General features: G+C 68.3%; 27 protein-coding genes. 13 read left to right on the top strand and 14 right to left on the bottom strand.

The annotated features are described in order from the left end of the window. Window positions 1-1,012: 1,012 nt before the first annotated feature. Together AC1DE0_RS08825 and AC1DE0_RS08820 are read right to left on the bottom strand one after the other, a co-directional pair. A complete protein-coding gene (locus tag AC1DE0_RS08825; protein WP_478099393.1) occupies window positions 1,013-2,443 on the bottom strand; it encodes an alkaline phosphatase family protein in 1,431 nt (476 codons plus the stop codon). Window positions 2,444-2,967: 524 nt separating this feature from the next. Next, complete coding sequence (locus AC1DE0_RS08820) at window positions 2,968-3,654, bottom strand: alpha/beta hydrolase (protein WP_478099391.1); 687 nt, start codon at window positions 3,652-3,654, stop codon at window positions 2,968-2,970. Between the two features lie 390 nt (window positions 3,655-4,044). Between AC1DE0_RS08820 and AC1DE0_RS08815 the strand changes: the two genes are divergently transcribed. Beyond that, window positions 4,045-5,151, top strand: coding sequence for an acyltransferase family protein (locus AC1DE0_RS08815; RefSeq protein WP_478099389.1), 1,107 nt, complete (start codon window positions 4,045-4,047; stop codon window positions 5,149-5,151). Between the two features lie 90 nt (window positions 5,152-5,241). Here the strand turns inward: AC1DE0_RS08815 and AC1DE0_RS08810 are convergent, their stop codons facing one another. From AC1DE0_RS08810 to AC1DE0_RS08800, 3 genes are all read right to left on the bottom strand, one after another. After that, window positions 5,242-5,526, bottom strand: coding sequence for a DUF6636 domain-containing protein (locus tag AC1DE0_RS08810; protein ID WP_478099387.1), 285 nt, complete (start codon window positions 5,524-5,526; stop codon window positions 5,242-5,244). 130 nt (window positions 5,527-5,656) lie between these two features. Next, window positions 5,657-6,466, bottom strand: a complete 810-nt coding sequence (locus tag AC1DE0_RS08805; protein ID WP_478099386.1) for a DUF2182 domain-containing protein — start codon at window positions 6,464-6,466, stop codon at window positions 5,657-5,659. A 5-nt stretch (window positions 6,467-6,471) separates the two neighbouring features. Next, entirely contained in the window at window positions 6,472-7,074 is a 603-nt protein-coding gene (locus AC1DE0_RS08800; RefSeq protein ID WP_478099384.1) for a DUF1326 domain-containing protein, read from the bottom strand. A 166-nt stretch (window positions 7,075-7,240) separates the two neighbouring features. Here AC1DE0_RS08800 and AC1DE0_RS08795 point away from each other — a divergent pair, with 166 nt between their 5' ends. The 3 genes from AC1DE0_RS08795 (at window position 7,241) to AC1DE0_RS08785 (ending at window position 9,176) form a co-directional block, all read left to right on the top strand. Next, window positions 7,241-7,657 carry an ester cyclase gene (locus tag AC1DE0_RS08795; protein ID WP_478099382.1) on the top strand — a complete coding sequence of 139 codons (417 nt, stop codon included), beginning with the start codon at window positions 7,241-7,243 and terminating at the stop codon, window positions 7,655-7,657. 48 nt (window positions 7,658-7,705) lie between these two features. After that, window positions 7,706-8,299 (top strand): carboxymuconolactone decarboxylase family protein, encoded by a 594-nt coding sequence (locus tag AC1DE0_RS08790; RefSeq protein ID WP_478099380.1) that lies wholly within the window; start codon window positions 7,706-7,708, stop codon window positions 8,297-8,299. A 289-nt stretch (window positions 8,300-8,588) separates the two neighbouring features. Continuing rightward, the gene (locus AC1DE0_RS08785; RefSeq protein WP_478099378.1) at window positions 8,589-9,176 is read left to right on the top strand and encodes a hypothetical protein; all 588 of its coding nucleotides are present in this window, start codon (window positions 8,589-8,591) and stop codon (window positions 9,174-9,176) included. Between the two features lie 168 nt (window positions 9,177-9,344). Here AC1DE0_RS08785 and AC1DE0_RS08780 read toward each other — a convergent pair whose 3' ends face one another. The 4 genes from AC1DE0_RS08780 to AC1DE0_RS08765 all read right to left on the bottom strand — a co-directional run bounded on the left by AC1DE0_RS08780 (window position 9,345) and on the right by AC1DE0_RS08765 (window position 11,691). Further along, the gene (locus AC1DE0_RS08780) at window positions 9,345-10,019 is read right to left on the bottom strand and encodes an N-acyl homoserine lactonase family protein (protein WP_478099376.1); all 675 of its coding nucleotides are present in this window, start codon (window positions 10,017-10,019) and stop codon (window positions 9,345-9,347) included. A gap of 39 nt (window positions 10,020-10,058) precedes the next feature. Continuing rightward, window positions 10,059-10,700 carry a hemerythrin domain-containing protein gene (locus tag AC1DE0_RS08775; RefSeq protein WP_478099374.1) on the bottom strand — a complete coding sequence of 214 codons (642 nt, stop codon included), beginning with the start codon at window positions 10,698-10,700 and terminating at the stop codon, window positions 10,059-10,061. Between the two features lie 119 nt (window positions 10,701-10,819). Further along, entirely contained in the window at window positions 10,820-11,233 is a 414-nt protein-coding gene (locus AC1DE0_RS08770) for a VOC family protein (protein WP_478099371.1), read from the bottom strand. Next, entirely contained in the window at window positions 11,230-11,691 is a 462-nt protein-coding gene (locus AC1DE0_RS08765) for an SRPBCC family protein (protein ID WP_478099369.1), read from the bottom strand. The genes AC1DE0_RS08770 and AC1DE0_RS08765 overlap by 4 nt, the downstream gene beginning before the upstream one ends. A gap of 291 nt (window positions 11,692-11,982) precedes the next feature. On the opposite strand from AC1DE0_RS08765, the gene AC1DE0_RS08760 reads away from it, so the two are divergent. The 3 genes from AC1DE0_RS08760 (at window position 11,983) to AC1DE0_RS08750 (ending at window position 13,973) form a co-directional block, all read left to right on the top strand. Then, the gene (locus AC1DE0_RS08760; protein WP_478099367.1) at window positions 11,983-12,630 is read left to right on the top strand and encodes a ribonuclease H family protein; all 648 of its coding nucleotides are present in this window, start codon (window positions 11,983-11,985) and stop codon (window positions 12,628-12,630) included. A gap of 203 nt (window positions 12,631-12,833) precedes the next feature. Then, window positions 12,834-13,355 (top strand): hypothetical protein, encoded by a 522-nt coding sequence (locus AC1DE0_RS08755; protein ID WP_478099365.1) that lies wholly within the window; start codon window positions 12,834-12,836, stop codon window positions 13,353-13,355. Between the two features lie 9 nt (window positions 13,356-13,364). Beyond that, window positions 13,365-13,973, top strand: a complete 609-nt coding sequence (locus AC1DE0_RS08750) for a hypothetical protein (protein WP_478099363.1) — start codon at window positions 13,365-13,367, stop codon at window positions 13,971-13,973. A 127-nt stretch (window positions 13,974-14,100) separates the two neighbouring features. On the opposite strand, the gene AC1DE0_RS08745 is transcribed toward AC1DE0_RS08750, so the two are convergent. After that, a complete protein-coding gene (locus tag AC1DE0_RS08745; RefSeq protein WP_478099360.1) occupies window positions 14,101-14,808 on the bottom strand; it encodes a VOC family protein in 708 nt (235 codons plus the stop codon). A gap of 62 nt (window positions 14,809-14,870) precedes the next feature. Between AC1DE0_RS08745 and AC1DE0_RS08740 the strand changes: the two genes are divergently transcribed. Next, the gene (locus AC1DE0_RS08740) at window positions 14,871-15,314 is read left to right on the top strand and encodes a VOC family protein (protein ID WP_478099357.1); all 444 of its coding nucleotides are present in this window, start codon (window positions 14,871-14,873) and stop codon (window positions 15,312-15,314) included. Window positions 15,315-15,343: 29 nt separating this feature from the next. Beyond that, window positions 15,344-16,288: a prenyltransferase/squalene oxidase repeat-containing protein gene (locus AC1DE0_RS08735; RefSeq protein WP_478099354.1), complete on the top strand. Its 945-nt coding sequence runs from the start codon at window positions 15,344-15,346 to the stop codon at window positions 16,286-16,288. Between the two features lie 299 nt (window positions 16,289-16,587). On the opposite strand, the gene AC1DE0_RS08730 is transcribed toward AC1DE0_RS08735, so the two are convergent. Beyond that, complete coding sequence (locus tag AC1DE0_RS08730; RefSeq protein WP_478099352.1) at window positions 16,588-16,962, bottom strand: hypothetical protein; 375 nt, start codon at window positions 16,960-16,962, stop codon at window positions 16,588-16,590. 261 nt (window positions 16,963-17,223) lie between these two features. Between AC1DE0_RS08730 and AC1DE0_RS08725 the strand changes: the two genes are divergently transcribed. Then, window positions 17,224-17,880, top strand: coding sequence for a DUF5701 family protein (locus AC1DE0_RS08725; protein WP_478099350.1), 657 nt, complete (start codon window positions 17,224-17,226; stop codon window positions 17,878-17,880). A gap of 128 nt (window positions 17,881-18,008) precedes the next feature. Further along, a complete protein-coding gene (locus tag AC1DE0_RS08720; protein WP_478099347.1) occupies window positions 18,009-18,605 on the top strand; it encodes a dihydrofolate reductase family protein in 597 nt (198 codons plus the stop codon). Window positions 18,606-18,607: 2 nt separating this feature from the next. Here AC1DE0_RS08720 and AC1DE0_RS08715 read toward each other — a convergent pair whose 3' ends face one another. Together AC1DE0_RS08715 and AC1DE0_RS08710 are read right to left on the bottom strand one after the other, a co-directional pair. After that, the gene (locus tag AC1DE0_RS08715) at window positions 18,608-18,808 is read right to left on the bottom strand and encodes a hypothetical protein (protein WP_478099345.1); all 201 of its coding nucleotides are present in this window, start codon (window positions 18,806-18,808) and stop codon (window positions 18,608-18,610) included. Window positions 18,809-18,817: 9 nt separating this feature from the next. Further along, window positions 18,818-19,684, bottom strand: a complete 867-nt coding sequence (locus AC1DE0_RS08710; RefSeq protein WP_478099343.1) for an aldo/keto reductase — start codon at window positions 19,682-19,684, stop codon at window positions 18,818-18,820. 96 nt (window positions 19,685-19,780) lie between these two features. Here AC1DE0_RS08710 and AC1DE0_RS08705 point away from each other — a divergent pair, with 96 nt between their 5' ends. Continuing rightward, a complete protein-coding gene (locus tag AC1DE0_RS08705; protein ID WP_478099341.1) occupies window positions 19,781-20,155 on the top strand; it encodes a hypothetical protein in 375 nt (124 codons plus the stop codon). A gap of 3 nt (window positions 20,156-20,158) precedes the next feature. Continuing rightward, on the top strand, window positions 20,159-20,602 hold the full coding sequence (locus AC1DE0_RS08700; protein WP_478099339.1) for a ferritin-like domain-containing protein: 444 nt from the start codon (window positions 20,159-20,161) through the stop codon (window positions 20,600-20,602). A 104-nt stretch (window positions 20,603-20,706) separates the two neighbouring features. Here AC1DE0_RS08700 and AC1DE0_RS08695 read toward each other — a convergent pair whose 3' ends face one another. Next, entirely contained in the window at window positions 20,707-21,693 is a 987-nt protein-coding gene (locus tag AC1DE0_RS08695; protein ID WP_478099337.1) for a Vgb family protein, read from the bottom strand. Window positions 21,694-21,960: the final 267 nt, after the last annotated feature.

The raw sequence follows: 21,960 nt of genomic DNA, 5'->3' as shown, positions 1-21,960 counted from the left end.
GACCAAAACCCTGCGCGGGGCTTCGGGCAACGGCCGGGACGCTTCCGTTGCATACCCGCGGCAGGGTGACTTCGAGCGGGGGCGTGAGCGGCTCGCGGCGGGCGACGTGCAGCCCAACGGGGACACCGTTTGCGCCCTCCCCAATGGTCGACCGGGCTGTTAGCTCTGCCTAGGTGAACGGGTAGGCAGGAAACAGGGCGCGACCGCGAGCGCGTCGTGAGTGGTGGGTTCTAGTACGAAGGGGCATCCAGCCACCTCAGATTTGGGGAGCTGGCCAGACGCCATAGGTCAATTCCCAGCGGCACAATGGAAATGAGGCCGAGCCCGCGCGCAAGGTCTTCACCGGCTCGGATTCCCCCCAGTCCGGCGCCAGATGGTCGGCCCGCCCTTTCCCCCCGGGGCGGGCCGACAGCGCGTCAACGACGCGAAAGCGCGCATTCGGGGGTGCGAGCACAACTAGCTGCGCGGCGGGCGTCATATGGCCACCTGATTCCGTGGGTACGCCATCCGTGCGGCATCTGTCCAGCGCAGTCACTTGATGCGATTCACGCCTGGTTCGCGCGCTCAGCCTGGACGCATGAGATAGGTGCGACGGTTGTCGGCGAGCACGAGGCGGATCGACAAGTCAATGGCGAACGCGGCCCAGACGGTCCAAGAACGTGCGTCCAGCACGGTCCGCGTGCTCGCGTCGAGGCGAGGATCTTGGGATGGCGGCACAGGCGACCAGTGCGGCGGCTTAGTAACCGGCGCCCCCGCCGTTGCCACCACCGCCACTGCCACCGCCGTAGACGATCACGAGAACAATCACCAGGACAGCGACTGCGACAAGTCCTGCGATCACCCATCGCCTGATTAGCACTCTGACCACCACTTTCCGATCGGGCGCCGGCTTGGGAGGGCGGGACCCACACAGGACGACGCACCGCGGCCAGCCACGGTTCAACAGGGGGCGTGACATCGTGGCGGACGGGTGCCCCAAGGGCCGCCTTCCCCTACTTGGCGTCCGGGCCTGTCAACACTCGTCGCCGTTCGTCAGCCGCTTGGTACCTTCCAAGCGAACAGCCTCTAGCAGGTCTTCCTTGAGTCCGAGGGCGCGCAGGACAGTCGGTGCGATCTGTCGCAGGGAAACAGGACATGCGAGGGTGCGGCCCCCCTTGCGGCCGGGTTCGATGATGACGAGCGGGACGTGCGTGTCTTCTGCACTCGCGCTGCCGTGATCGACCAGCTTCGCGTTCGTCGCGGCATAGACGACGCCGGCCATCGGCTGCACGACGATGTCGGGGATCCGGCTCGCGTTCCCGCCCAGCTGGCCGCCGAAGAGCCCGGCAACTGCAGGACCGCTTGTGACCGTCTGGGCCCCGACTGTCGCGGCGTTCGCCTCGAGCAGGGCCGCGACGTCGGCTGCGCGGCGCCGATCCTTGAGCCAGATGAGCGCCATCGTGTCCGCCGTCACCTGGGCGGTCAGCCCGGGCTCGACGGTGTTGATGAGCGGGGCGATGACGGACGGGTCCACCCACCGCAGCGTCGAGCGATCCACTGGGCTGTTCGCGTGCTTGGCAGTCAGGATGACCATCGTCGTGTTGGTCAGGCCGTTGGCCTCGATCCGGCTCAGCATGCGACCGAGAGCGCCGTCGACGTAGTCGAGAGCCTGAGCCATTCCTGGGGCCCTGCCGGTGAGCGGCCCGAGAGTGGTGATGGCCTGGGGGGTCGCGCCGGCGGCGTCGAGGTAGCCGGAGAACTTCTGGCCGATGTTCGGTGACTGGAAGTTCATGCCGAAGACGGCGGGAACGCCGACGGCGGCGGACCTGTCGTGCGTGAAGCCGTCGAGCTCGTTCAGCACCGCATCGACCTTGAGCTCGTCGTTCGCCATGATCTTCGCGATGTCAGACTTGGCCCCGTTGAACTCGGGCCCGTAGAAGTCGTCGATGCCCAGACCGGAGGGACCGGACAGGATCTCGTAGCTCGGGTGCTTGTCGGCCACCGCCGTGCGCAGCCCGGCCGCGTGCACCACCTCGTAGATCGTGTTCACCCTGAGGAACTGGTGCGGGTAGACGACGCTGCACCCGTGGATCGGATCGCGCGGCAGCTTGGCTGGGTTGATGTCAGCCACGCTGTCGCCCGCGTTGGCGTTGACGTTGATCGTCTGGTTGAACGGAACGAGCGCCCCTCGGGTGCTGCAGTCCGAACCGGCAGGCGACAGGTCGTTGTCCCAGGACACGTCGTAGTAGACGCCGGTCGAGCTGGGCGAGCCGCCTGTCGTCATCGCGAGGGTGCCCGGGAACGAGTCCGACGGTGTCTGCGCAGCCGCGTTCGAGTACCGACGCCCTCGCGCCAGTACCTCCGCCAGCGCGGAGGCGGGATGCGCGGCAACATAGTTCGTCAGATCGAAGTCATGGAACCCGTCGAGGCTGAGCAACAGCACGTGCTCGACCTTTGGGTTCATGGGCGTCAACGCCGAGCTGGTAGGGGCACTGATCAGTACTCCCGTTATCGGCGCCATCAGCACTGCCAGAACTCGCCACCCGATCGTGCGCACGGCTTCCCCTCCCGCGGCTGGAGAATCACCAACTTCAACACGTTAGCGCCGAAACGCCCGGGTTCGATACCTTTTCGCATACAGCCGTCCGTGCGCACGAACTCCCCCACAAGCGCCATCCCGCCGCGCCAAAGCGCCGAAGATGGGCGTGTGCCAGACGCGCCGCCGAGTCTTCGCCGGCTACTCGCTCAAGAAGCTCTTGATCGCCGTAGCCAGTGCTGAGCGGCCGGGGCCAGGATCGCCTCGCGATAGCACCCCCGGCCGGCCACGCCCTGGCGCAGGTCGGTCAGGAACCCCGAACCGGAGTCCATGGCCGCGAAGGCCGTGGTCAGTCGCCGTCAGGGCACCAGACTCGTGTCCACGCCAAGATCATGGCATCGCATTGCCGCGAGGCGCCTCCGCCGGCGTTCGTGCGTCACCGGATCTGCCTGCTACGCCGGTGAACCCGCACCGCGTCGGCGTCCGAACGCCCACGCCACCATGCGTGGGAACTCCTGGCGCCAGAAGGCGTCGCCATGTGATCCGGCCCTCTCGGTCTCGACGACGTCGGCGCCTGCGTCGCGGAACGCTGTTGCCCAGCGGGAGGCGTTGTCGCGGAAGAATGGCTCCTGAGTTCCGGCAAGAAAGTACGCCCTCGGCAGCGGGCTCGGCATCGTCACCGGCGGCTGGAAGCCTGCGCCCGGAGAGGCACAGAGCACCGCACCGTAGATCTCTGGATGCCCCAGTCCCAGGGCGAGCGCCAACTCGCCGCTCGCCGAGACCCCGTACGCCGCAGTGCGCGCGGCGGGTATCGCGAGCCCGAACCGCGACTGGGCCCAGGCGCGGACATCCTTGACGAAGAACGCCTCATGCGCGGCGAAGCGCTCCGGGTCGAAGCCGGGTGAGTACTCGTGGAGGCGCAGCGCCTCGTCAGCCACGCGGTGAACTCCGACGATCAACGTAGGAGGTACATCGGCCGCCTCGAGGTCCGGTCCCCACTCTGCGAGCAGCTCACCGTCGCCGGCGAACACGACCGCCTCGGGCGGATCCGGCGGGACGTAGACCGTGACCTGCCGCCCGCGGTCATAGTCGAACCTCTCGCTGACGAACTCGCCAGTAGCGGATGGCACTGTCACCACGTCCTCTCGTCACCGATCATGGTCCACCGCCGCGCGGCCGCAACCACCCCGGCACCCCTTCCAGCGCACCAGTCTCCTGAGCGATCCTTGTTACTCACACCGTGACCTGACACGTATGCGGCCTCGTCGACCTGAACCAGCCGCGTGACCACGTCGTTTTCCTTTCGTCGACGATCATCACGCGGCGCCCGCGTCTGGGGTTCAGCTATCCCCGGAGAAAGGGGAAATCGATTGCGAACACGGACACATCGGATGCACCAGTGCGCTTCAGTCCAAGACTCGTTGTGGTCGCGTCCCGAGACTGGTCAGCCTTGTGGCCAGGTTCACGTCTTGGGTCCGGACCCTTGGCGTGCGCGCATCCGACGCCGCCCCCGGTTCTGAGAGCGACTCGTGCGCGCCAGTGGTTACCAGCCTGCACTGGACGGGGTCCGTGGTGTAGCAATCCTCTTGGTCCTCGGACAGCACGCTCCCACCAGGCCGCTCATCGACGGGTTCGTCGGTGTGACCGTGTTCTTCTGCCTATCGGGGTACCTGATCACCAGCCTGTTGGTCCGCGAACTGCAAACCGGCACCATCGCTGTCCGGGCGTTCTATCGTCGGCGCGCGGCGCGTCTCTACCCGGCGTTGCTGACCGTCGCAGCAGTGACCGTCGTGGTGCTACTCGTAGGTCAGCACGAATTGAGTGTCGGGCAGGTTTTCGCGCCCGCTGGCGCTGCCGTCACCTATACGACGAGCCTCTTTGACTGGGCGGGCCACCCTTTCGCCACTCAGGACTACTTCAACTACACCTGGACGCTCTCCGTCGAAGAGCAGTTCTACCTGTTGTGGCCGTTCGCGCTGCTCTGGGGCTACCGTCGCAGCCCTCGACTCTTCGTCGCCCTCACCGCGTCGCTGATCTGGCTCACCCTGGCGATCGACCTCGTCCTTGGCCTCAGTCAACACATCCGCTTCGACCAGCACGAGTACGTCGGGACGGATACCAATGCGCTGCCGATCTTGGTCGGCTCATTGCTCGCCATTGTCGTTCACAACGGCTGGCTGCCACGGGCGAGAGGGCGTCTTGCACCTTTCGCGATGTTGGCTGTTGCCCTCCTGCCGGTTCTGGCATACCGCGACGACACCTATCACACGTCGTTGGTGACCGTGGCGGGGACCGTTCTGACGCTGGTGATGCTCACCGGTGTCGTGACGGATCCAGACTCGACAGCCGGATTGCTGCTGGGGAGCGCCCCACTGCGATGGCTTGGGGAGCGCGCGTACTCGATCTATCTCTGGAACGTCCTGGCGCGAATAGCGATACTCAACCTGTTCGGACATTCTCTGGTCGGTGACGTCGCCTGGGTCGCCCTGTTCGTCGTTCTGGCCGAGGCGAGCTTCAGATTCGTCGAGCGCCCGCTGCGCGCCAGGTTTGCACCCAGATCGGGCGCGTACCGCCAGCCGCCTCTCCTTGCGCCGCGGGCGTCCGCCGAGGCCACGGAGCGGCTCCCGGGCATCTAGACCGCCTCGGCGGTCTATGTCGGATCAGCAGGACTGGAGTGAGGTGGCCCCGGGACTCATCGACTCGAACGGCACGCGACATCGGACGTGTCAGAAGACTGCAAAGACCGACTTGCTGACAAAGAATCCGCGCCCAGACTGAGACGCCCAGCAGGACAGGCCTCGCTCCTCGCTGAGACAGAGAACTCCGTGTTTCAGCTTGTTCACAGTTCCGTATTCGAGTTTGGATGCCTTGGCGACGAGGTCGGCGGGCGACGGGTCGCCCCGACAAGCCCCCATTGTCGTGAGTGGCACCGAAAAGTCGATCTCGTTTGCGGCCCAGTCGACGTCGCAGTCAGCGGGCTTGTCAGGGGTCGCGAAGTCGCTCTTCTTCACGACACACGAGAGACTTTCGAACTCGTCCGTGCATTGGATATTGCCGCTGGGTGTGGCACCATGCCGAGTCGGCTCACGCTCATATCCTAGGCATTTCGGCCGAGCCGGCTGGAGTTCTGACCTCCGCGCGTCAGCCCATCGGCATCGTCTGGCCGGAAGGGATCGTCAGGCCTGGCAGCGCGTGGGGCGCGGCCACCAGGAGAACACCGAGGGCCAACAGGATGGCTGCCGTTGCATAGGTGAGACCGCGACGCCAAGGGAGTGTCTTCTCAACCGCGATCAGGGCGGCTACGAACGCCATCCAGGTAATGCTCATCACTCCCAGCGCGAACAGTGAGGCCATGAGAGCCCAACAACACCCGACACACCAGGCTCCGTTCCGCATGCCCATCCGCACGGCGCCTACGTGTCCCTCGCGCCACGAGCCAAGGAGCGTTCCCAGTGGGCTGCGGCACTTGGCCAGGCACACGTTCTTGAGCGGAGTGACCTCGTAGACAGCGGCCACCATGAGGGTCGCCGCGGCAACAGCGCGACCTGCGTGGTCCCAGCTGCGCGCATCACCGGAAATGGATGTGACCAGCACGCCCACGCCATACGCGACAAGTCCGGCGCCGGCCCACGTCAGGAGATAACCGCCGGTGAACAGCCACGGCGCCACGGGTGACCTCTCCCGGGTCACTCTCGCGTAGAGGGCGATCGTGGGCGCCACCGAGGGCAGCATCATCGCGGCCATCATCACGACCCAGATGACCAGGAACCACCCGAGGGTCCCCAAGCTCGTCCACGGTCCGGCATCCATGCCCTGCATCGCGCGTGCGGTCCAGATCCATCCGAGCGCGGCCACCACGAACAGGACGGCGACGAGGCCCAGCCGGGCGCGCGCGGCCGCATACGCAGGCGCCAGATCCGTGCTCTCGCGCGGCGCGGCGGACGATGCCATCGGGGTCAGGCAGCCCAGGAGAACTCGGACGTCGACAACCCGGTCTTGCCCTCGTAGGAGATCCCGAAGGCGTTGATGTTGGTGCGCTTCGCCTCTGCCATGGTCAGATCCGATGCGACGGGGTGGCCCATCCCGCTGAAACGCACCGGTTCGCCGGTTTCCACTCCGAGCGGGACGATGTCCTCGATCTCGAAGTCGATGGCGTCCCCGACCCGGACGCTGTGGACCAAGCCGTCGTCCCTCACCTCGATCGTGGCGCGCTCCACGCCGACGACCTGACCGACGAGTGGTGCGAGCGCACCCATCGGCCCACCCAGCTCGCCTCCGAACACCTTGACGAGCTTGTCGAACTGATCATCGCTGGCCTCGTCGTCGACGTAGACACCCAGCCGCCAGTTGCCCTCGGTCATCACCTTCGGGGTGTCGGCGACTAGGACGACTCTCCGTCCAGAGATGTCCGTGCCCTCGACCTTTCCCTCGCGGATGTTGAAGGCGAGGGTGACCCGGCAATAGTCGTACGTGGCGCCATGGTCCAAGGAGAGATTGCAGGGACACATCAGTTCGCATGAGCAGGTCTCGACGTAGCTGCCGGTCAGATTCCAAGCCATCGCGGCGCTCCTTCCTCAGTCTTTCCAGTCTCGCCACGGCGCTGGGAGCCGTCAATGGTCCGAACGGCGACCACACACTGCCACCTTGCCGACGGTGCCCACGGAGCGTCTACTGGCAGGAACGAGCGTCCGCGCTCCTGGGCACTCGGTAGCCAAGGGAGGCGAAATGTCAGATGACGAGTTGAGGGCGGCTGCACAACGCTTCTTCGAGGAGGTCTGGAACAAGGGCAACGTCGCCGAGGCCGAGGCCTTCCTGGCCCCGGGGTTCGTCAGTCACAACACCTTCGACGTCCAGGTCACCGGGCCGCGCGAGTACGGCGCCGCGGTCACCCACTACCGGGAAGCCTTCCCGGACCTGCACACCACTCTCGAGGAGGTGCTGGTCGACGGCGACCGGGTCGTGGTCCGCGGCACCGACCGGGGAACCCATCGTGGCGCCTTCATGGGGGTCCCGGCCTCGGGTCACGAGGTCACGACCACGTGGATCGAGATCTTCCGGATGGAGGACGGCAAGGCTGCTGAGGGCTGGCTCGAGTCGGACTCTGCGGCCCTGCGCAACCAGCTCGTCGCCGAGACCGGCTGACCCACTGCGCCCCTTCTCAGGAGGCAGGGCGAGGGTGAGAATGGGCAGGTGTTCATCACCCCTGTGAGCGAGGACGATGCGGTCGGCGACCTCGCCCAGTACTACCGGAGTCAACGTGCCGCCTGGGGCTTCCTGCCGAACTACGCCGCAGCCTTCTCGACCCGACCTGACGTCGCGCAAGCCTGGAACGTGCTCAACGCGGCCATCCGGGACGGCATGGATCGGCGCCGGTTCGAGATCTCGACCATTGCCGCCGCCCGAGCGCTGCGGTCGACCTACTGCACTGCAGCCCACTCGAAGTTCCTGAGGGACGTGTGCGGTGACGAGAGCACGATGCAGTCCATCGCCGAGCAGCCCGACGGGGCCGCGCTCGGTCCTCAGGACCGTGCTGTCTACGAGTTCGCCGCGAAGGTCGCCGGCGACGCGGCCTCGGTCGAGGCCCAGGACGTGGACCGACTCCGAGCCGCTGGTCTCACCGACCCTGAGATCGCGGATGTCGTCTTCGCCGCTTCGGCTCGCTGCTTCTTCACCGCGGTGCTGGACGGGCTCGGCGCTCAGCTCGACATCCAGACTGCAGAGACGTTCCCGGACGAGCTCCTGACCTCCATGATCGTCGGCCGCCCCGTCGCACAGAGCGGCTAGACCTCGACTGTCACTCCGAGCCTCCGTCGAGCTCTACAGCGGCCCCTTCGAGGACGGGTTCCACCACGTGGGTGACTGGGTTCCCCAACGACTCGTGACGGCGACCGGCCCGAATCCACTGTCACGGTGAGCGAGGCTCTCCCCGACCCAGAGTCCCCGACTCATTGACCCTAGCTTCGGGCCATCTGGTCGAAGTCGACGTGGGGTGTTGATCGCTGACGAGCAGCCCGACCGGGGAGAAGGTCGCGCATACGGCATACATGAGCCTGATCTGTCGCACACTGACCCCATGGGGGATCGCAGCAGTCAGGCGCTGGCCCGGCCCTTGGTGCCGGTCGCCGCAGCAGGAGCGCTCATACTCGCCCTGGCCGGATGCGGCACCGCGGGCACGGCCGCTCGTGCAGGGGCGTCGCCGGGAGCGCCGACGGACCCCTCCACGCGTGCCGCGTACGGCTGGTTCGCGCATGCCGGCACCTCCACGGGAGACATCGGCGGCGCCGGTGGCGAGCACGGGGTTCCGGGCCCTTTCGACGCGGTCGAGCGCGCTGACCTGCGTCTGCCAGCCCACGCCGACGTGCGCCAGGTCTCGACCCAGACGTTCACGGGCTACGCCGAGAGCTATCTCTTCGTCTTTCGGCTCCCCGATGCCGACGCAGTCGCCTTCTGCGATCAGGGCGGTCTCGGCGGAGCGCGCCTGGCACCGAACATCTCGGGAGAGATCGCCGAGGGGCTTGGTCATCCGGCGGTCACGACACGATCACGCTGGTGCGCGAGCCCTGCCCCGACCGACCCGCGCTGGTCCCGGTGCGCGGTCATCGTCCCCGGCGCGCCGGGTGCGCCGGCGATGGTGCACCTCCTGCTGCGGCGGGCTCCCTGACGTCAGGGCGAGGCGCTGACGCTTGCCTGCGCCCCGCGCGGACCTCGAGAGCCGGCGTCGCTCGGGTTACTCGTCAGCTGAGCGAGCGGAGCGCGTCCACGGGCCGTCGTGATGATCTCGACTCGCCCGAAGGCATACGAAGCCAGTTCGCCTCGCCCGGGGAACATCTCAGTCAGGCACTGCGGTCGCTGCGGGCCGCCAGGGCTCGTGCTCATGCGAGAGCCAGACCTCGTCGGGGGCCAGCCCCCGGATCAGCCGCTGGCCTTCGGTGCGCGGGTGGTCGAGCTCGTCGAAGAAGACGGCGGTGTCACCCGCGATGACGACCGACCTGCCGCCCGTCTCGACGACCACGACCTGCGAGCCTCGCGTGTGGCCGGGCGTCGAGACGAGCCGGACGCCCGGCAGCAGCTCATGCGTGCCGTCGACAGGCACGTAGTGGATTCCGGGTGCCTCGACCCACTCGCGGATCGTGTAGTCCTCCAGGCCGCGCGCGTCATCCAGCTCCGTGCGCTGGACGTAGACGGGCTTGCCGGTGAAGAGGTGGTTGCCGCCACAGTGGTCAAAGTGCAGATGCGTGTTGACGACGATGTCGATCGCGGCCAGGTCGAAGCCTGCCTGCTCGCTCAGTGGCTGGATCCGAGGGTCCATGTCGTCGACCGCGGGATGCAGCTGCGTCATGCCCGTATCGACCAACACCCGGCCCTCGGGATGGTCGATCACGTGCACGTAGACCGGCATCCGCTCACCCTCGGCGAGCAGATCCGCGACGAGCACCGGTGTGACGGTCGGCGTCGAGCCCTCGTCGCCGCGCCCCTCACGCTTCTCAGTTCGTGAATCACCCATGGAGGAGAGTGTGCGGCAGACAGGCCTGCTCGCGGTGGCCTAGCTCGTGGGGTGCCAGGCGGGCGCGACGTCGCGGTAGTACGACCTGCCGGCCAGCCTGCTGAGCAGGAAGGTCACCGGCGCGGGAATGGTCGCCCGGAGGTAGGTGCGCTCCTCGTCTGCCATCCCGTCCTGGACCCAGGCCATGAACCGGCCCGACTCGGCGAGGGATGGGGGACGCAGCCGCTTCTCGACAGCCTTCCACTCGGGCGTCTCGAGGTGCGGCAGCAGGAGCGGCTCGAGGTCGTTCTCCTCGTGGCGCAGGTGCCTCTCGACGACCTCGTTCGCTCCGACGATGGCGTCCTTCGCGGCATGGGCGTCGCCGGCTGAGCCGGTCGAGCCGTAGGTGTCCATCGCCGTGCGCGCACCGGCGAGCGCGTCCGCCATGGCCTGGTGCTCGGTCTCCATGACCTCGACGAGCTCCGTGGCCCCGTCCACCCTGGCCAGGAACGGGAAGACGTGGGTGTCCTCCCCTTCGTGGTGGTGCTTGAGCTGCTCGTGGAGCTGGGCGTAGGCGACCTGAAGCTGCCTGGCGCGGGCCCGGTCACCGTCCGGCGCTGCGGCGAGCGCAGACTCGAAGCGAGCAAGGTCGCGACGCACCGCCGCGTGGATGACGCGGTTCATCGTCATGGGGCCTGTCATGCCGAGACGATATCGATCCGGGCCCGAGGCGGGGCCGGAATCGGCGCAGTCCGATTCGCGAGATCCCGGCGACCCCACCCTCCTCGACAGCAACGCGTCGCGCGCAAGAAGCCGTCCGGCTATCCGGTGAAGTCCGACTCGCTCATCCCGTCGGCGTGACCGGCCGGCCACTGGACCAGCTCGATGCGATACCCGTCGGGGTCCGTGATCCACGACGTCCGGAAGTCGTCGGATCCGTCTGGGGAGCTGGGCGATTCAGCCGTGAGTCCGTTGGCGGCGAGGTCGGCGATCGTGGCAGTCATGGAGTCGACCGTGATGACGAGGTGGTTGAGACCTCGCGGACTGATCTCGCCATCGTCGGGGTTGTGGACGAGCTCGAGGGCCACGAACTCGTCGCCGGGGAGCTTGAGCATCGTCAGGCTGCCGAACTCGGTCTCGGGCACGGTGCCGACGACCGTGTAGCCGAGCGCGCCGTAGAACGTGAGCGAACGCTCCAGCTCCGCAACCCGAAGCCCGACGTGCAGCGTCCTCATTCGGCAGGCCCTTCGGCCCGACTGGCCTCGAGAAGTCTCTTGAGCGCCTGGAGGTCCTTGAGATTGGCGCGTCGCATGGCCCGAGCCATGACCGGGACCGCGAGCTGGCCGAAACCAGACGGCTCGCCCTGGTTGCGCAGGGTCATCCTCGTTCCACCGCCTGCCGTGTCAGCCCACGCGTACGTCGTCCGCATCGGGAACGGGCCTTCAGCCGTGCTCATCACGAAGCGCTCGCCGTCCACCAGCTCACGCACCTCGTAGGTGTACGCGATCCGCCGCCCGAGGAAGTGCGCGACGAAGGCGATGCGCGACCCGACGACGGCTGGCGGTGGCGTCTCCCACGTGACGGAGCTGATGTTCACGTACCAGCGCGGAGCGTTCTCGGGATCGGAGGCGAAGGCCGCGACCCGGTCGCGCCGAACATCGATCTCGATGGAGGTCTCCACATCGACTGCCATCGTCCAACCCTACGGGGCCGTACGCGTTCGGTCGGCTCCCACGGACCAGCCCGGCTCTCTCGAGCGCGCATGCCCGACGGCGACGAACGGCATACACAGTGGGTATGAAGGAGGCAAACACCGCCGGCCAAGCCCGCGGTCACAGCGCGACGGCCGGAGACCTCTGGCACGCAACACACGCGTAGGGCAACAGCTCGAGGTCCGGCCGTCGGCCTGTCACGACGACCCTCACGACACGACCCCACGCGGCACGCCTACGCTGCTGCCCTCGACCGACCCATGAGGAGAACCGTGCTGGCCAAGTTTCCGGGACGCTGCACCCGTTGCCAGGAGCCCATTCGAGCCGGAGACGAGATCGTCGGCGCCGGCAGCAAGAGCAACGCCTGGTTGCACGCGAACTGCGGCACCGAGCTCGCGCTCCCGGGCCTGACGACACAGGCTGCGACGTCCTCGGCGCCGCGCGCCAGGACGGCAACCAGGGCGCGAGCTCCCAAGGCGCAGATGGTCGCCCCCGAGGGCGCCACGTTCGTCTACACCGACGGCGCCTGCTCCGGCAACCCCGGCCCGGGCGGATGGGCCTGGGCGATCGACCGCGACCGATTCGCTTCTGGCGCAGAGCGACCCAGCACCAACCAGCGCATGGAGATCCGGGCAGCGCTCGAGGCCGTCACCGCGATCAGTGGGCCGCTCGTCGTCGTGAGTGACTCGACGTACGTCGTCAACTGCTTCCGCGACCAGTGGTGGGACGGCTGGCTCAAGCGCGACTGGACCAACTCCCAGAAGAAGCCGGTCGCCAACCGGGACCTGTGGGAACCGCTGGTCCTCGCGGTCAGGGATCGCGGCGACGTCGCCTTCCAGTGGGTCAAGGGTCACTCCGGTCACGAGATGAACGACCTCGTCGACCAGCTCGCGGTGGCGGCCAGCCTCGGCCGCGACTGACGGGCTCGTCTGCGGCGCTGGGCGAAGCGAGGACAGCACCGGCGCGACCGGTTGACGGACTGGAGAATTGCCTGCGCCTTAGTCGGTTCGGGGCGCCAGGTCTTGAGTACCCACGACCATGGACACCCCGAGACCCACGTCGAGAGGATGACGCTCGCCACGCTCGGCCAGAGCGTCGCGACAACGACAAAAGGGGAGATGCTGTGAACGTATTCAGCGGTTCACGCAAGGGCCTGATGGCCAAGGGGCTCATTCTGCTGCTAGCGGTCCCCGCAGCAGCCGTCGTGACTGCACCCTCGAGCTACGCCTACTGCACCGACGTGGGCAACGTCTACTACACGACGAGCCAGTCGCCCACGTATCGCGGTGACTACAACACCCGCACCTACGGAAAGAGCGGGGGCACCCTGACGATCGCCCTCGGCGAGTCGGTCACCACCGGTGGGTCGATCACCGGCACGACCTCGGCCGAGGCCGGCGTCATCTTCGCCAAGGCCAGCGTGTCGGTGGGTGTCACCATCAAGAAGGACTGGACGAGCTCGGTGACCCGCTCCTACTCCTGGAAGGTGCCCTCGACGCAGTCGACCGGTTGGATCGAGGCGGGACACCACGCGTACAAGGTGACCTACACGAAGAAGACCGTCGTCCCCCCGTGCACCCTTCGCACCGACAAGACGGGGACCATCGTCGGTAATACCAGCGCCATCGAGTTCACCCACTCCTGAGTCGCGCCCGTGAACCTGACATGCTTCTCCGCTGCAGCCCCGGCCGGCATGACCGGGGCTGCAGTGCCGTCACCGCGCAGCGACCGGGCCCGGTCCCACGGCAAGTTGGCCGCCGGCCTGCTCGCCGGAATCCTCGTCGCCGCGACCGCCGCCTGCTCGAGCGCGACTGTCGCACCTGCTGATTCGCCGGCGCCTCGTCCCTCCAGCTCGGAGCAGGTCAACGCTCCCACGGATCCGACTCCCAGCCAGACCACGCCGTCCCGCACCCCTGCGGGCAACGCGGCCAACGCGGCCAACGCGGCCATCACCGACCCGATGCAGGACCTGGAAGCCAAGCACGGCAACGTCGTCGGCACGAAGCCGCTGCTGTCGGAACGCGGCCGCGGCGGCGCCACCTACACCCTGACGGGGCCCGGCAGCACCGACGCCTTCGTCACCGTGAGCTGCCCGGGGCCGGGGCGCTTCACCGTCACCGGCGACGGCGAGGTGCTCATCGGGAGCGTCTGCACCGGCTCGGCCACGGCAGACATCCGGCTGCCGCTGTCGAGCATCGGCACCACCATCGCCGTCCAGGCGCCGGGACCGTTCTGGGCTGTGATCGCGCCCGCCACCTCGTGAGGTCCGGTCGCTGGGCACGCATCCAGCGACCGGACGGGCGACCTTGACCCCAAGGGCAGTTCGGCTTGCGATGCACGTTGCACGCCTGCCGATCCTGACGGACCTGGGCGTGTCAACCAGACGCGGCTCAGCCCTTCGCAGCGGCGGACGTGTCGACGCAGAGGACTCCCCTGTGGCCGTCCTGGTCGGCGATCACGGTGAGCGATGGTGCGTCGCTGTCATCGACGACGGTGCCACCCGCAGCGAGGACGGCGGCGAGCCGTTGTTCGACCGCCTCCGGGGCCACACAGACCTCCACGTGGAACCGCTGACGCGACGTCTCGGGTTCGGCGAGGTCTCCGAACCACAGATTCGGTACGCGTGCGGTGCCGTCCCGCACCTCGTCGCTCGGTGTCCCACGCCTCTGAGACTCGGCGCTGCCGGTCAGCAACGCAGCCCACACGGGGGCGATGGTCGCGGATTGCGCTGTGTCCAGGCCCAGCTCGATCTCGCTGACCGAGCCGGGATCTGCGGCGACTCCGTGGTCGGCGGCGATCTCGGTGATCCGTCGGGCGAGGTCGACGTCCTGCTGGGTCACCCACTCGACGACGTACTCGGTGCCCTCGTCGTCGCGGTAGATGGCGTCGTCGCTGACCAGCTCGAGGTCCACGTAGCCCTTGCCGAGCACCACACGCGGGTGATGGCCGATCGAGTCGCCCGCCTCGGCCACTGCAGCGACGAACCGTGCCCCGGCGCCGAAGCTGTCGACCCTGAAGCGGGCGTGCAGGCCCTGGGCCAGCTTGCGCCAGTCGGTCAGGTCGGCCTCGGCGATCTGCTCGCCCCTCAGCATCTCCATGACGGGACGCCATCCCTGATCGAGCCGCCGCGGGCGGGAGCCGACTCGGTAGCGTGCGCTGCATGCCCATCAAACTCGAGAACGTCGGGATCGCCGTCCGCGACCTCGAAGCGACGATCGCGTTCTTCACCGATCTGGGGCTCACCGTCCTGGGCCGTGACACAGTCAGTGGCGAGTGGACCGACACGGCAGTCGGCCTCGACGGCAACCACGCCAGGATCGCCATGCTCCAGACGCCCGACGGCAACGGCCGCCTCGAGCTGTTCGAGTACATCCACCCGGACGCCATCGAGACCGAGCCCACCCTGCCCAACGAGATCGGCATGCACCGCGTGGCCTTCTCGGTCGACGACATCGACGAAGCCCTCGCGATCGCGGCGAAGCACGGCTGCCACCCGCTGCGCGGCGTCGCCACCTACGAGGACATCTACAAGCTCACCTACGTACGCGGACCCAGCGGGATCCTCGTGATGCTCGCCGAAGAGCTCAAGAAGAACCGACCCTGACCGGCGGCCCACCGACGACACTCGACGGTATGGACACGCAAGGCCCGGACGCCGTCGACTGGCTGCTCGAGTGTGACGAGCCGGCCGTCCGCCTGCTCACCCGTCGGCACCTTCTCGGCGAGGCCACTGACGACGACCGCGCCGACGTGCTCGAAGGGCCGGCCGGGTCAGCGCTGCTCTCGGGACAGGACAAGGACGGCGGGTTCGGCGACGACCCCTACCGCAAGTGGACCGGTGCGCACTGGCGGCTCGTCGCCCTCGCCGAGCTGGAGGCCCCGGCCGACGATGCGCGCGTGGCCGCCATGGCCGAGCACGTTCTCGAGTGGATCAGCGCCGACCTGAGCGCTCGCCACCGGGTCGTCGACGGCCTGCCACGAGTGCACGCCAGCATCCACGGCAACGCGCTCGGTGCCTGCACTCGTCTCGGCCTCGCCCACGACCCGCGCACCCAGGAGCTGGCCGAGGCCCTCCTCTCGTGGCAGTGGCCGGACGGCGGCTGGAACTGCCGCACCAAGGCGGGCGGGCACCGCTCCTCGTTCCACGAGTCGCATCGCGGGGCGTGGGGACTCCACGAGTACGCGCAGGCCACCGGCCACGAGGACGCAGCCTTCGCCGCCGACCGCACCGCCGAGCTGTTCCTCGAGCACCGGGTCTTCCGGGTGTCAGGCACCGGCGAACCGATCAACTCACGCTGGATGAAGCTCGTCTACCCGTCGTACTGGCACTACGACGTGCTCTCCGGCCTCACGGTGCTCGCGGTCCTCGGGCGCGCCACCGACCCGCGGGCGGCGGACGCGCTCGACCACCTGGAGGCGCAGCGTCGACCCGACGGCCGCTGGCAGCCGCAGGGCCGGTGGTGGCGCGCCCCGACGAGCCCGGCCAGCGCGGACGTCGTCGACTGGGGCCAGCCCGGCAGGCCGAGCCCGTGGCTCACCCTCACGGCCCTGCGCGCGCTCAGGGCAGCGGGACGATGAAGACCTGAGCCGCCGCGGACCGCCAGCGAACCCACTCCGTCAGGGCTTGGGAGTGGGTTCGCCGCCGTCCCCCAGGTCAGGGGCAGACCTCGGGACCAGCCGGCTCCCCGCGGGGACGGGGAAGGGGAATCCGAGGTTGGCCAGCCGGCCGCGTACCTGGTTCTGGGCCTGGCAGTTGGAGACGCAGTCGGTGGGCGGGTTTGCCACCTCGGTGGCGTCGCCCCCGGTCACGAAGCCCATCCGACCGCCGCTCGCGACGTCCCACACGGAGACCCCGCCACAGTGCCTGACGCTCGGAGTCACACCGGGGTGGCGGTGTTGCAGGCCGGGTTCGGCACCCGATCCCCCACCTGCGCACCCGAGCCGAGGAACTGGCCCACCCGGGCGCGGAAGTTCGCGTTGTCGAAGTAGAACGGCGTCAGGCCGGCCGTCGTCGACGTGGCCAGGGTGTGGGTGATGCGAGTGGTCGTGCCGTCACCGCGCTTCGGCTCCATCTGGAAGATGCCGCCCTGGGCGCAGTCCTTGGCCGACAAGGTCATCGAGAGTCCCGGGCCGGTGCGCTGGAGCGAGAGTGACTCGCCGTCCAGCTCGACGGAGACGGCACTGTTCAGCACGAGCCCCCGGTGGTCGGGCACCTTGCTCGCGAAGACCGGGGTGAACCTCCCGCCCGTCATGTCGAGCTCGTTCGGGGCGCCGGTGAACGCCTGGTTGAGAACGGCGAAATCGACTGAGCGGACGTCGAACTGGGCGTACCTGTCGCACACGGCGAAGGTGCCGCCGAGCTGATCCTTCTCCCGGACGCGCGCAGCGGGCCATCGGACATTGCTACTAGATCCACAGAACCCACCACGGACGACTCGCGTGCACGGTAGGGAACGGCGCGGCATACGTACGCGTTGAACAGAGTTCGTTCGATTTCAGCGTTGGAGGACCGCGTGCCCGCATCCAGTCCCGTCATCTCGCCCCTCCCGTCGCTGACAACGCAGGCCGACCGTCTCATCACCCTCGGAGTGCACGACCTCGCCGGTATGCCGGCAGGCGAGCTCCGCTCGCTCGTCACCGAGGAGTTCCCTTCCACGTCAACCGATCTCCTCGTTCTGCCCGAGAGTGTCGTCCCTGCCTCGGCGCTCGCGCCGCTGCTGCGACTCGATGACCGCGAGGGCTTCGTCGTCGAGGACATGACGGACGTGGACGCGTTCGCTCCCATCGAGGGGGTCGACCTGCCCGGCGGCGCGGGTTACGTCGTCCACGGAGTCGAGCGCGGCGACGAGATGAGCAACTGGAGCCCGGACGAGGCGCTGCTGAGCATCGCCGGCGCCGGGCGCACGCCACTCACCCTCACCGAGGGGATCCACTGGGCCCTGCAGGTGCCGGAGGTCATCGAGCGCAACCACTGCTTCATGACGATCGGATCGCGCCTCCGCAAGACCGGGGGCCGTCTGGACGCACGCACGCCGGCTCTCTGGATCAGCAACGGGACCGGGCGCGACGGGCGTGCGCGACGTGGCGCGCCCAAGCTCGGCTGGTGCTGGGCCGGAAACCGGCACACCTGGCTCGGGTTCGCCTCCGCTGCGGGGCGACGCGCCATCTGACTCGCGGCCGCTGCGTCCTCGTCGGCGAACGACGAGGCTCGAGCGACTGTCGAAACGCCGCCGTCCTGTTCGATGGAAGGGTGAGGGTCCTCGCTGGTAGGGCCTACCGACAGAGAGGAACCACCACCATGTCCGACGTCATCGCGATCATGTCCATGTCGCTCGACGGCTACGTCGCCGGCCCCGACGGTGACGTGATGGGAGTGTTCGCGTGGTACTTCGGCTCCGGTGACGTCGAGGTCGAGGCGGGCGGCTCGGACCCCATGACGTTCACGATGTCCGAGCCGAGCGCCCAACACTTCCGCGAGCTGACGTCAGGGCTCGGCGCGCTGATCACCGGACGCCGCACGTTCGAGACCGCGCAGGGCTGGGGCGGCAACCACGCGTGGGGTCCGGCCTTCGTCCTCGCCCACGAGGTCCCCGACGGCTGGCCGCGACCCGACTCGACGGTCCACTTCGTCACCGACGGCATCGAGAGCGCGGTCCGGCAGGCCAAGGACGCCGCGGGTGGGAAGGCCGTCGCCGTCCACGGCGCCGACACCATCCAGCAGTGCCTCAACGCCGGCCTGCTCGACCACCTCCAGGTCGACGTGGCAGCCATCCTGCTGGGCGGCGGGGTGCGGCTCTTCGACCACCTCGACAACGTGCCGGCCTCCCTCGGCAACCCGACCGTCGTCGAGGGAGTCGGCGTGACACACCTGCGCTACCCGGTGCGCAAGGCCTAGCCCTAGGGCCAGTCGGCCGTGAGGTAGGCGACCACCAGGACGAGCAGCGAGGCCCCCACCAGCAGAGCGCCGATCTGCATCTCGCGGCTCCGTCGCGCCTCGACGTCGCGGCCGGCGCTGTCGGGTCCGGTGAGCGACCCCCAGACCATCAGGCCGATCCCGACCGCGAGCAGCACGCCGACAGCCGTCCAGAAGTACGTCATCGAGATGGGTCAGATCGGCATCTCGACGAACGGTGACGCGTACTCGTCGTCGCCGGACAGCTCATGTTCGGCTGCCTCCGGCGAGATCCGGGTGCGCTCGGCCTCGAGCAGCATGCCCAGCAGCCTCACGTCACCCGCCGTCGGTATGCCGGCGACCTCGTCGTGCGCCAGCACCCACGAGACCGCCGCCGTGATCGCGTCCTGCTGCTGGAGGGGTTCGTACCAGGTCGTGTGCGTCTGGTCAGCGCCTTGTGGCCAGTTGCGTCGCGACACCGTCTTGATCGTCATCAGTCCCGCGTCCTGGCGGCGGGTCTCGTCGACCAACGCGAGGTATGCCGTCCGGTAGGTGTCATCGCGCCACAGCACCGGGTTGAGCGGGGTCAGCACGGTGACGAACGGGTAGCGTCGCAGCGCCTCAAGGTGAGTCTGCGCGGCCTCTTCTCCGTGGCCGGTCACGCCGATGGCGCCCACGAGCCCTTCATCCACGGCACGCATCGCAGCCTCGAGCGCCCCGTCTCGCCCGGTGGCCCGGTCAAGCTCCCCGAGATCGCCGATCGCGTGGAGCTGCAGCAGGTCGACCCGGTCGGTCTGGAGCCGCTCGAGCGAGGCGTTGATCTCGCGCCAGGCGGACTCGCGGTCACGACGACCGGTCTTGGTCGCCAGGAAGATCTGGTCGCGGATCTGCGGCATCCACGGCCCCAGCCGCAGCTCCGCGTCGCCGTAGCTCGCGGCCACATCGAAGTGGTTGATACCGCCGTCGAGAGCCTCCTGGATCGAGGCATCTGCGACGTCCTGCGTCACCTCGGCCAGAGCCGCTGCGCCGTAGATGAGCACCGAGCTCTGGTGCCCCAGCCGGCCGAGCCTTCGCTTCTCCATAGCCTCCACCTTCGGCCACGGGGCCCTGCCTGAGCAACCCCGGCCGGCGCCTCTGCCGGTCCCCTGGTCACCGCGTTCGCCCTTCTCTGGCTGCTCGTGCGGCCGGCCGGCGACCTCGGCCAGTTCATCGGCCAGCTCATCGGGGCCGAGGGCGAGCTGCTGCTCTCGGTGGGTCTCGTCCTCATCAGCACGCTCCGGTGGGTGGAACAGTTCTTCGACGGGGTCGACAAGGCCGCCGTCTGGCACCGCCGGGTCGCCCTCGTCGTCACGATCCTCATCGGGGTGCACATCGCCACGACGCGCTCCAGCGGGACCTCGTCCGCGCCGGGGTCCGTGCGGCCAACGTGCACCGCGAGTTCTACAACTTGCGGTGATCCCGCTGTCGCAGGTGTCCGTCGAAACCGATCACTGGTTGCGCCGTCGTGCCTGCGGGTAGGTCTCGGAGGACCAGCACATCGAGCGAAGGAGTGAAACATGTCGGATGACGCCAAGGCCGCCAAGGAGCTCGTGGAGACGCTGAAGGACGGCGAGCGCGGATTCGCCTCAGCCGCAGACAAGCTGCGTAATGACGACCGTCCGGAGTGGGCAACGACGCTGCAGCGGCTGTCAGAGCAGCGTGCAGGCTTCCACCGCGAGATCGTCGCGATGGGGCACGAGTACGGCGACGACGTCGACAAGAGCGGATCGGCCACCGCAGCCGTGCACCGCGGCTGGATCGCCCTCAAGGACGCCCTCACCGGCGACGACGCGGGCAGTGTGCTCGGCGCCGCCGTCACGGGTGAGGACCACGCGGTGACGGAGTACGAGAAGGCCCTGAAGCAGGACCTCAGCGCCGGCTTCCGCGAGGTCGTCTCCCGTCAGCACGCCGCCGTCGTCGCGGCCCGCGACGAGGTCAAGGCCCTTCAGGTCGCAGACTGACCGACGGCGCTGCCGTCTGAGCGGTCGCACGCAGAGCCTTCGAGCCGGTCAGCTCCTCAGGGGAGCTGGCCGGCTCGTGCGTGCACGCCGAGAAGCTGGGCGACTCAGCGCAGCTGCAATGTCGCGATCTTGTTGGCGGACATCATCGTGAACCAGGGGTCACCATTGGCGGCCACGACGATGTCGAAGGGCTGGCTGCCCTTGACGGCCTTGGACTCCGTGATGGCCCCGGCGTTCGTGATCTTGGCGATGTTGCCCTTCGTGTTCTGCGTGAACCACATCGACCCGTCAGGTGACGCGGCGATCGCCTGCGGACCCTGGTCGGTCAGCGGGAAGATCGTGGTGGTACCGGTCGCCGGGTCGAGCCTGCCGACTGCCTGCGGCGTGAACCTGGCCGTGAACCAGATCTGCCCGTCGGTGGCCACGGCGATGCCGCGGGCCGCCGCGTTCAGCTGGGTGAGGGTCACCGCCATCGTCGCGGCGTCGATGCGACCGACGGTGCCGGTGCCGGACCCGTTGCTCTCGGGCTGGGTGAACCACGCGTTGCCTGCCTGGTCGACGGCGACGTCGCCCGGATCGGTGACAGGAACGCTGCTGAACTGGCCGGTCGCGATCCGGTAGCGCCAGATCGCGTCGTTGTTGAAGTCCGTGATCCAGATGCTGTCGCCGCCGATGGCGAGGGTGCCACCGAGCGCGCTGGTGTTGGGCATCGGCACTGGGGCGAGGAAGCTGAGCGTCGCGGTGTCGAAGCGCAGCAGGACCGGGTCGTTCGACGTGAGGTACAGGATCGAGCCGGGCCCTTGAGCCACATCGGTGAGGATGCACGAGTTGCAGTTCGCGAGGAACTCGGTCACCGCCCCGGACGGGGTTGTGCGTGCGAGCGTAGGCGGCGCATTCGTGAACTCGGTGCCCTCGGTGAACCAGACGTTCCCGTCCGAGCCGTTCGTGACGGCCCTCGGCTGGCTGTTCGCCGTCGGCACCTTGAACTGCTTCAACGCCCCGATCGGCGCGGCCAACGCCGCCGTCGTCAGGGACCACATGAGACCACCGGCCAGAGCTGCTGCCGTCCATCGTCCACGTCGTCGCCTCATCGCCATCACCTCTGCCGGGCCGCACGGGGTTCGGCGCACGCCTGCGGCCGACGGCGGAGCCCGGGCGGCCGCAGGGAACGTGCTGGGGAGCGAGACCGCCTTCATCCGAAGACGCTCCCAGGTTCTAGCGGGTTCAGCGGGTCAAGCCGGTTCAGCCGCAGGCTCACGGTGCGGGCGCAACGCCTCGTCCTGCTTCACCGGGCCCTGACGCGGTCACCCGAGACTCCGCTCACGGATATCGCCGAAACGCGGACACGCTTCGCATGT

It is taken from the genome of Terrabacter sp. 05T424, assembly GCF_056396225.1.
The sequence above is the reverse complement of the archived record's forward strand: the minus strand, read 5'-3'. Positions and strand labels throughout refer to the sequence as shown.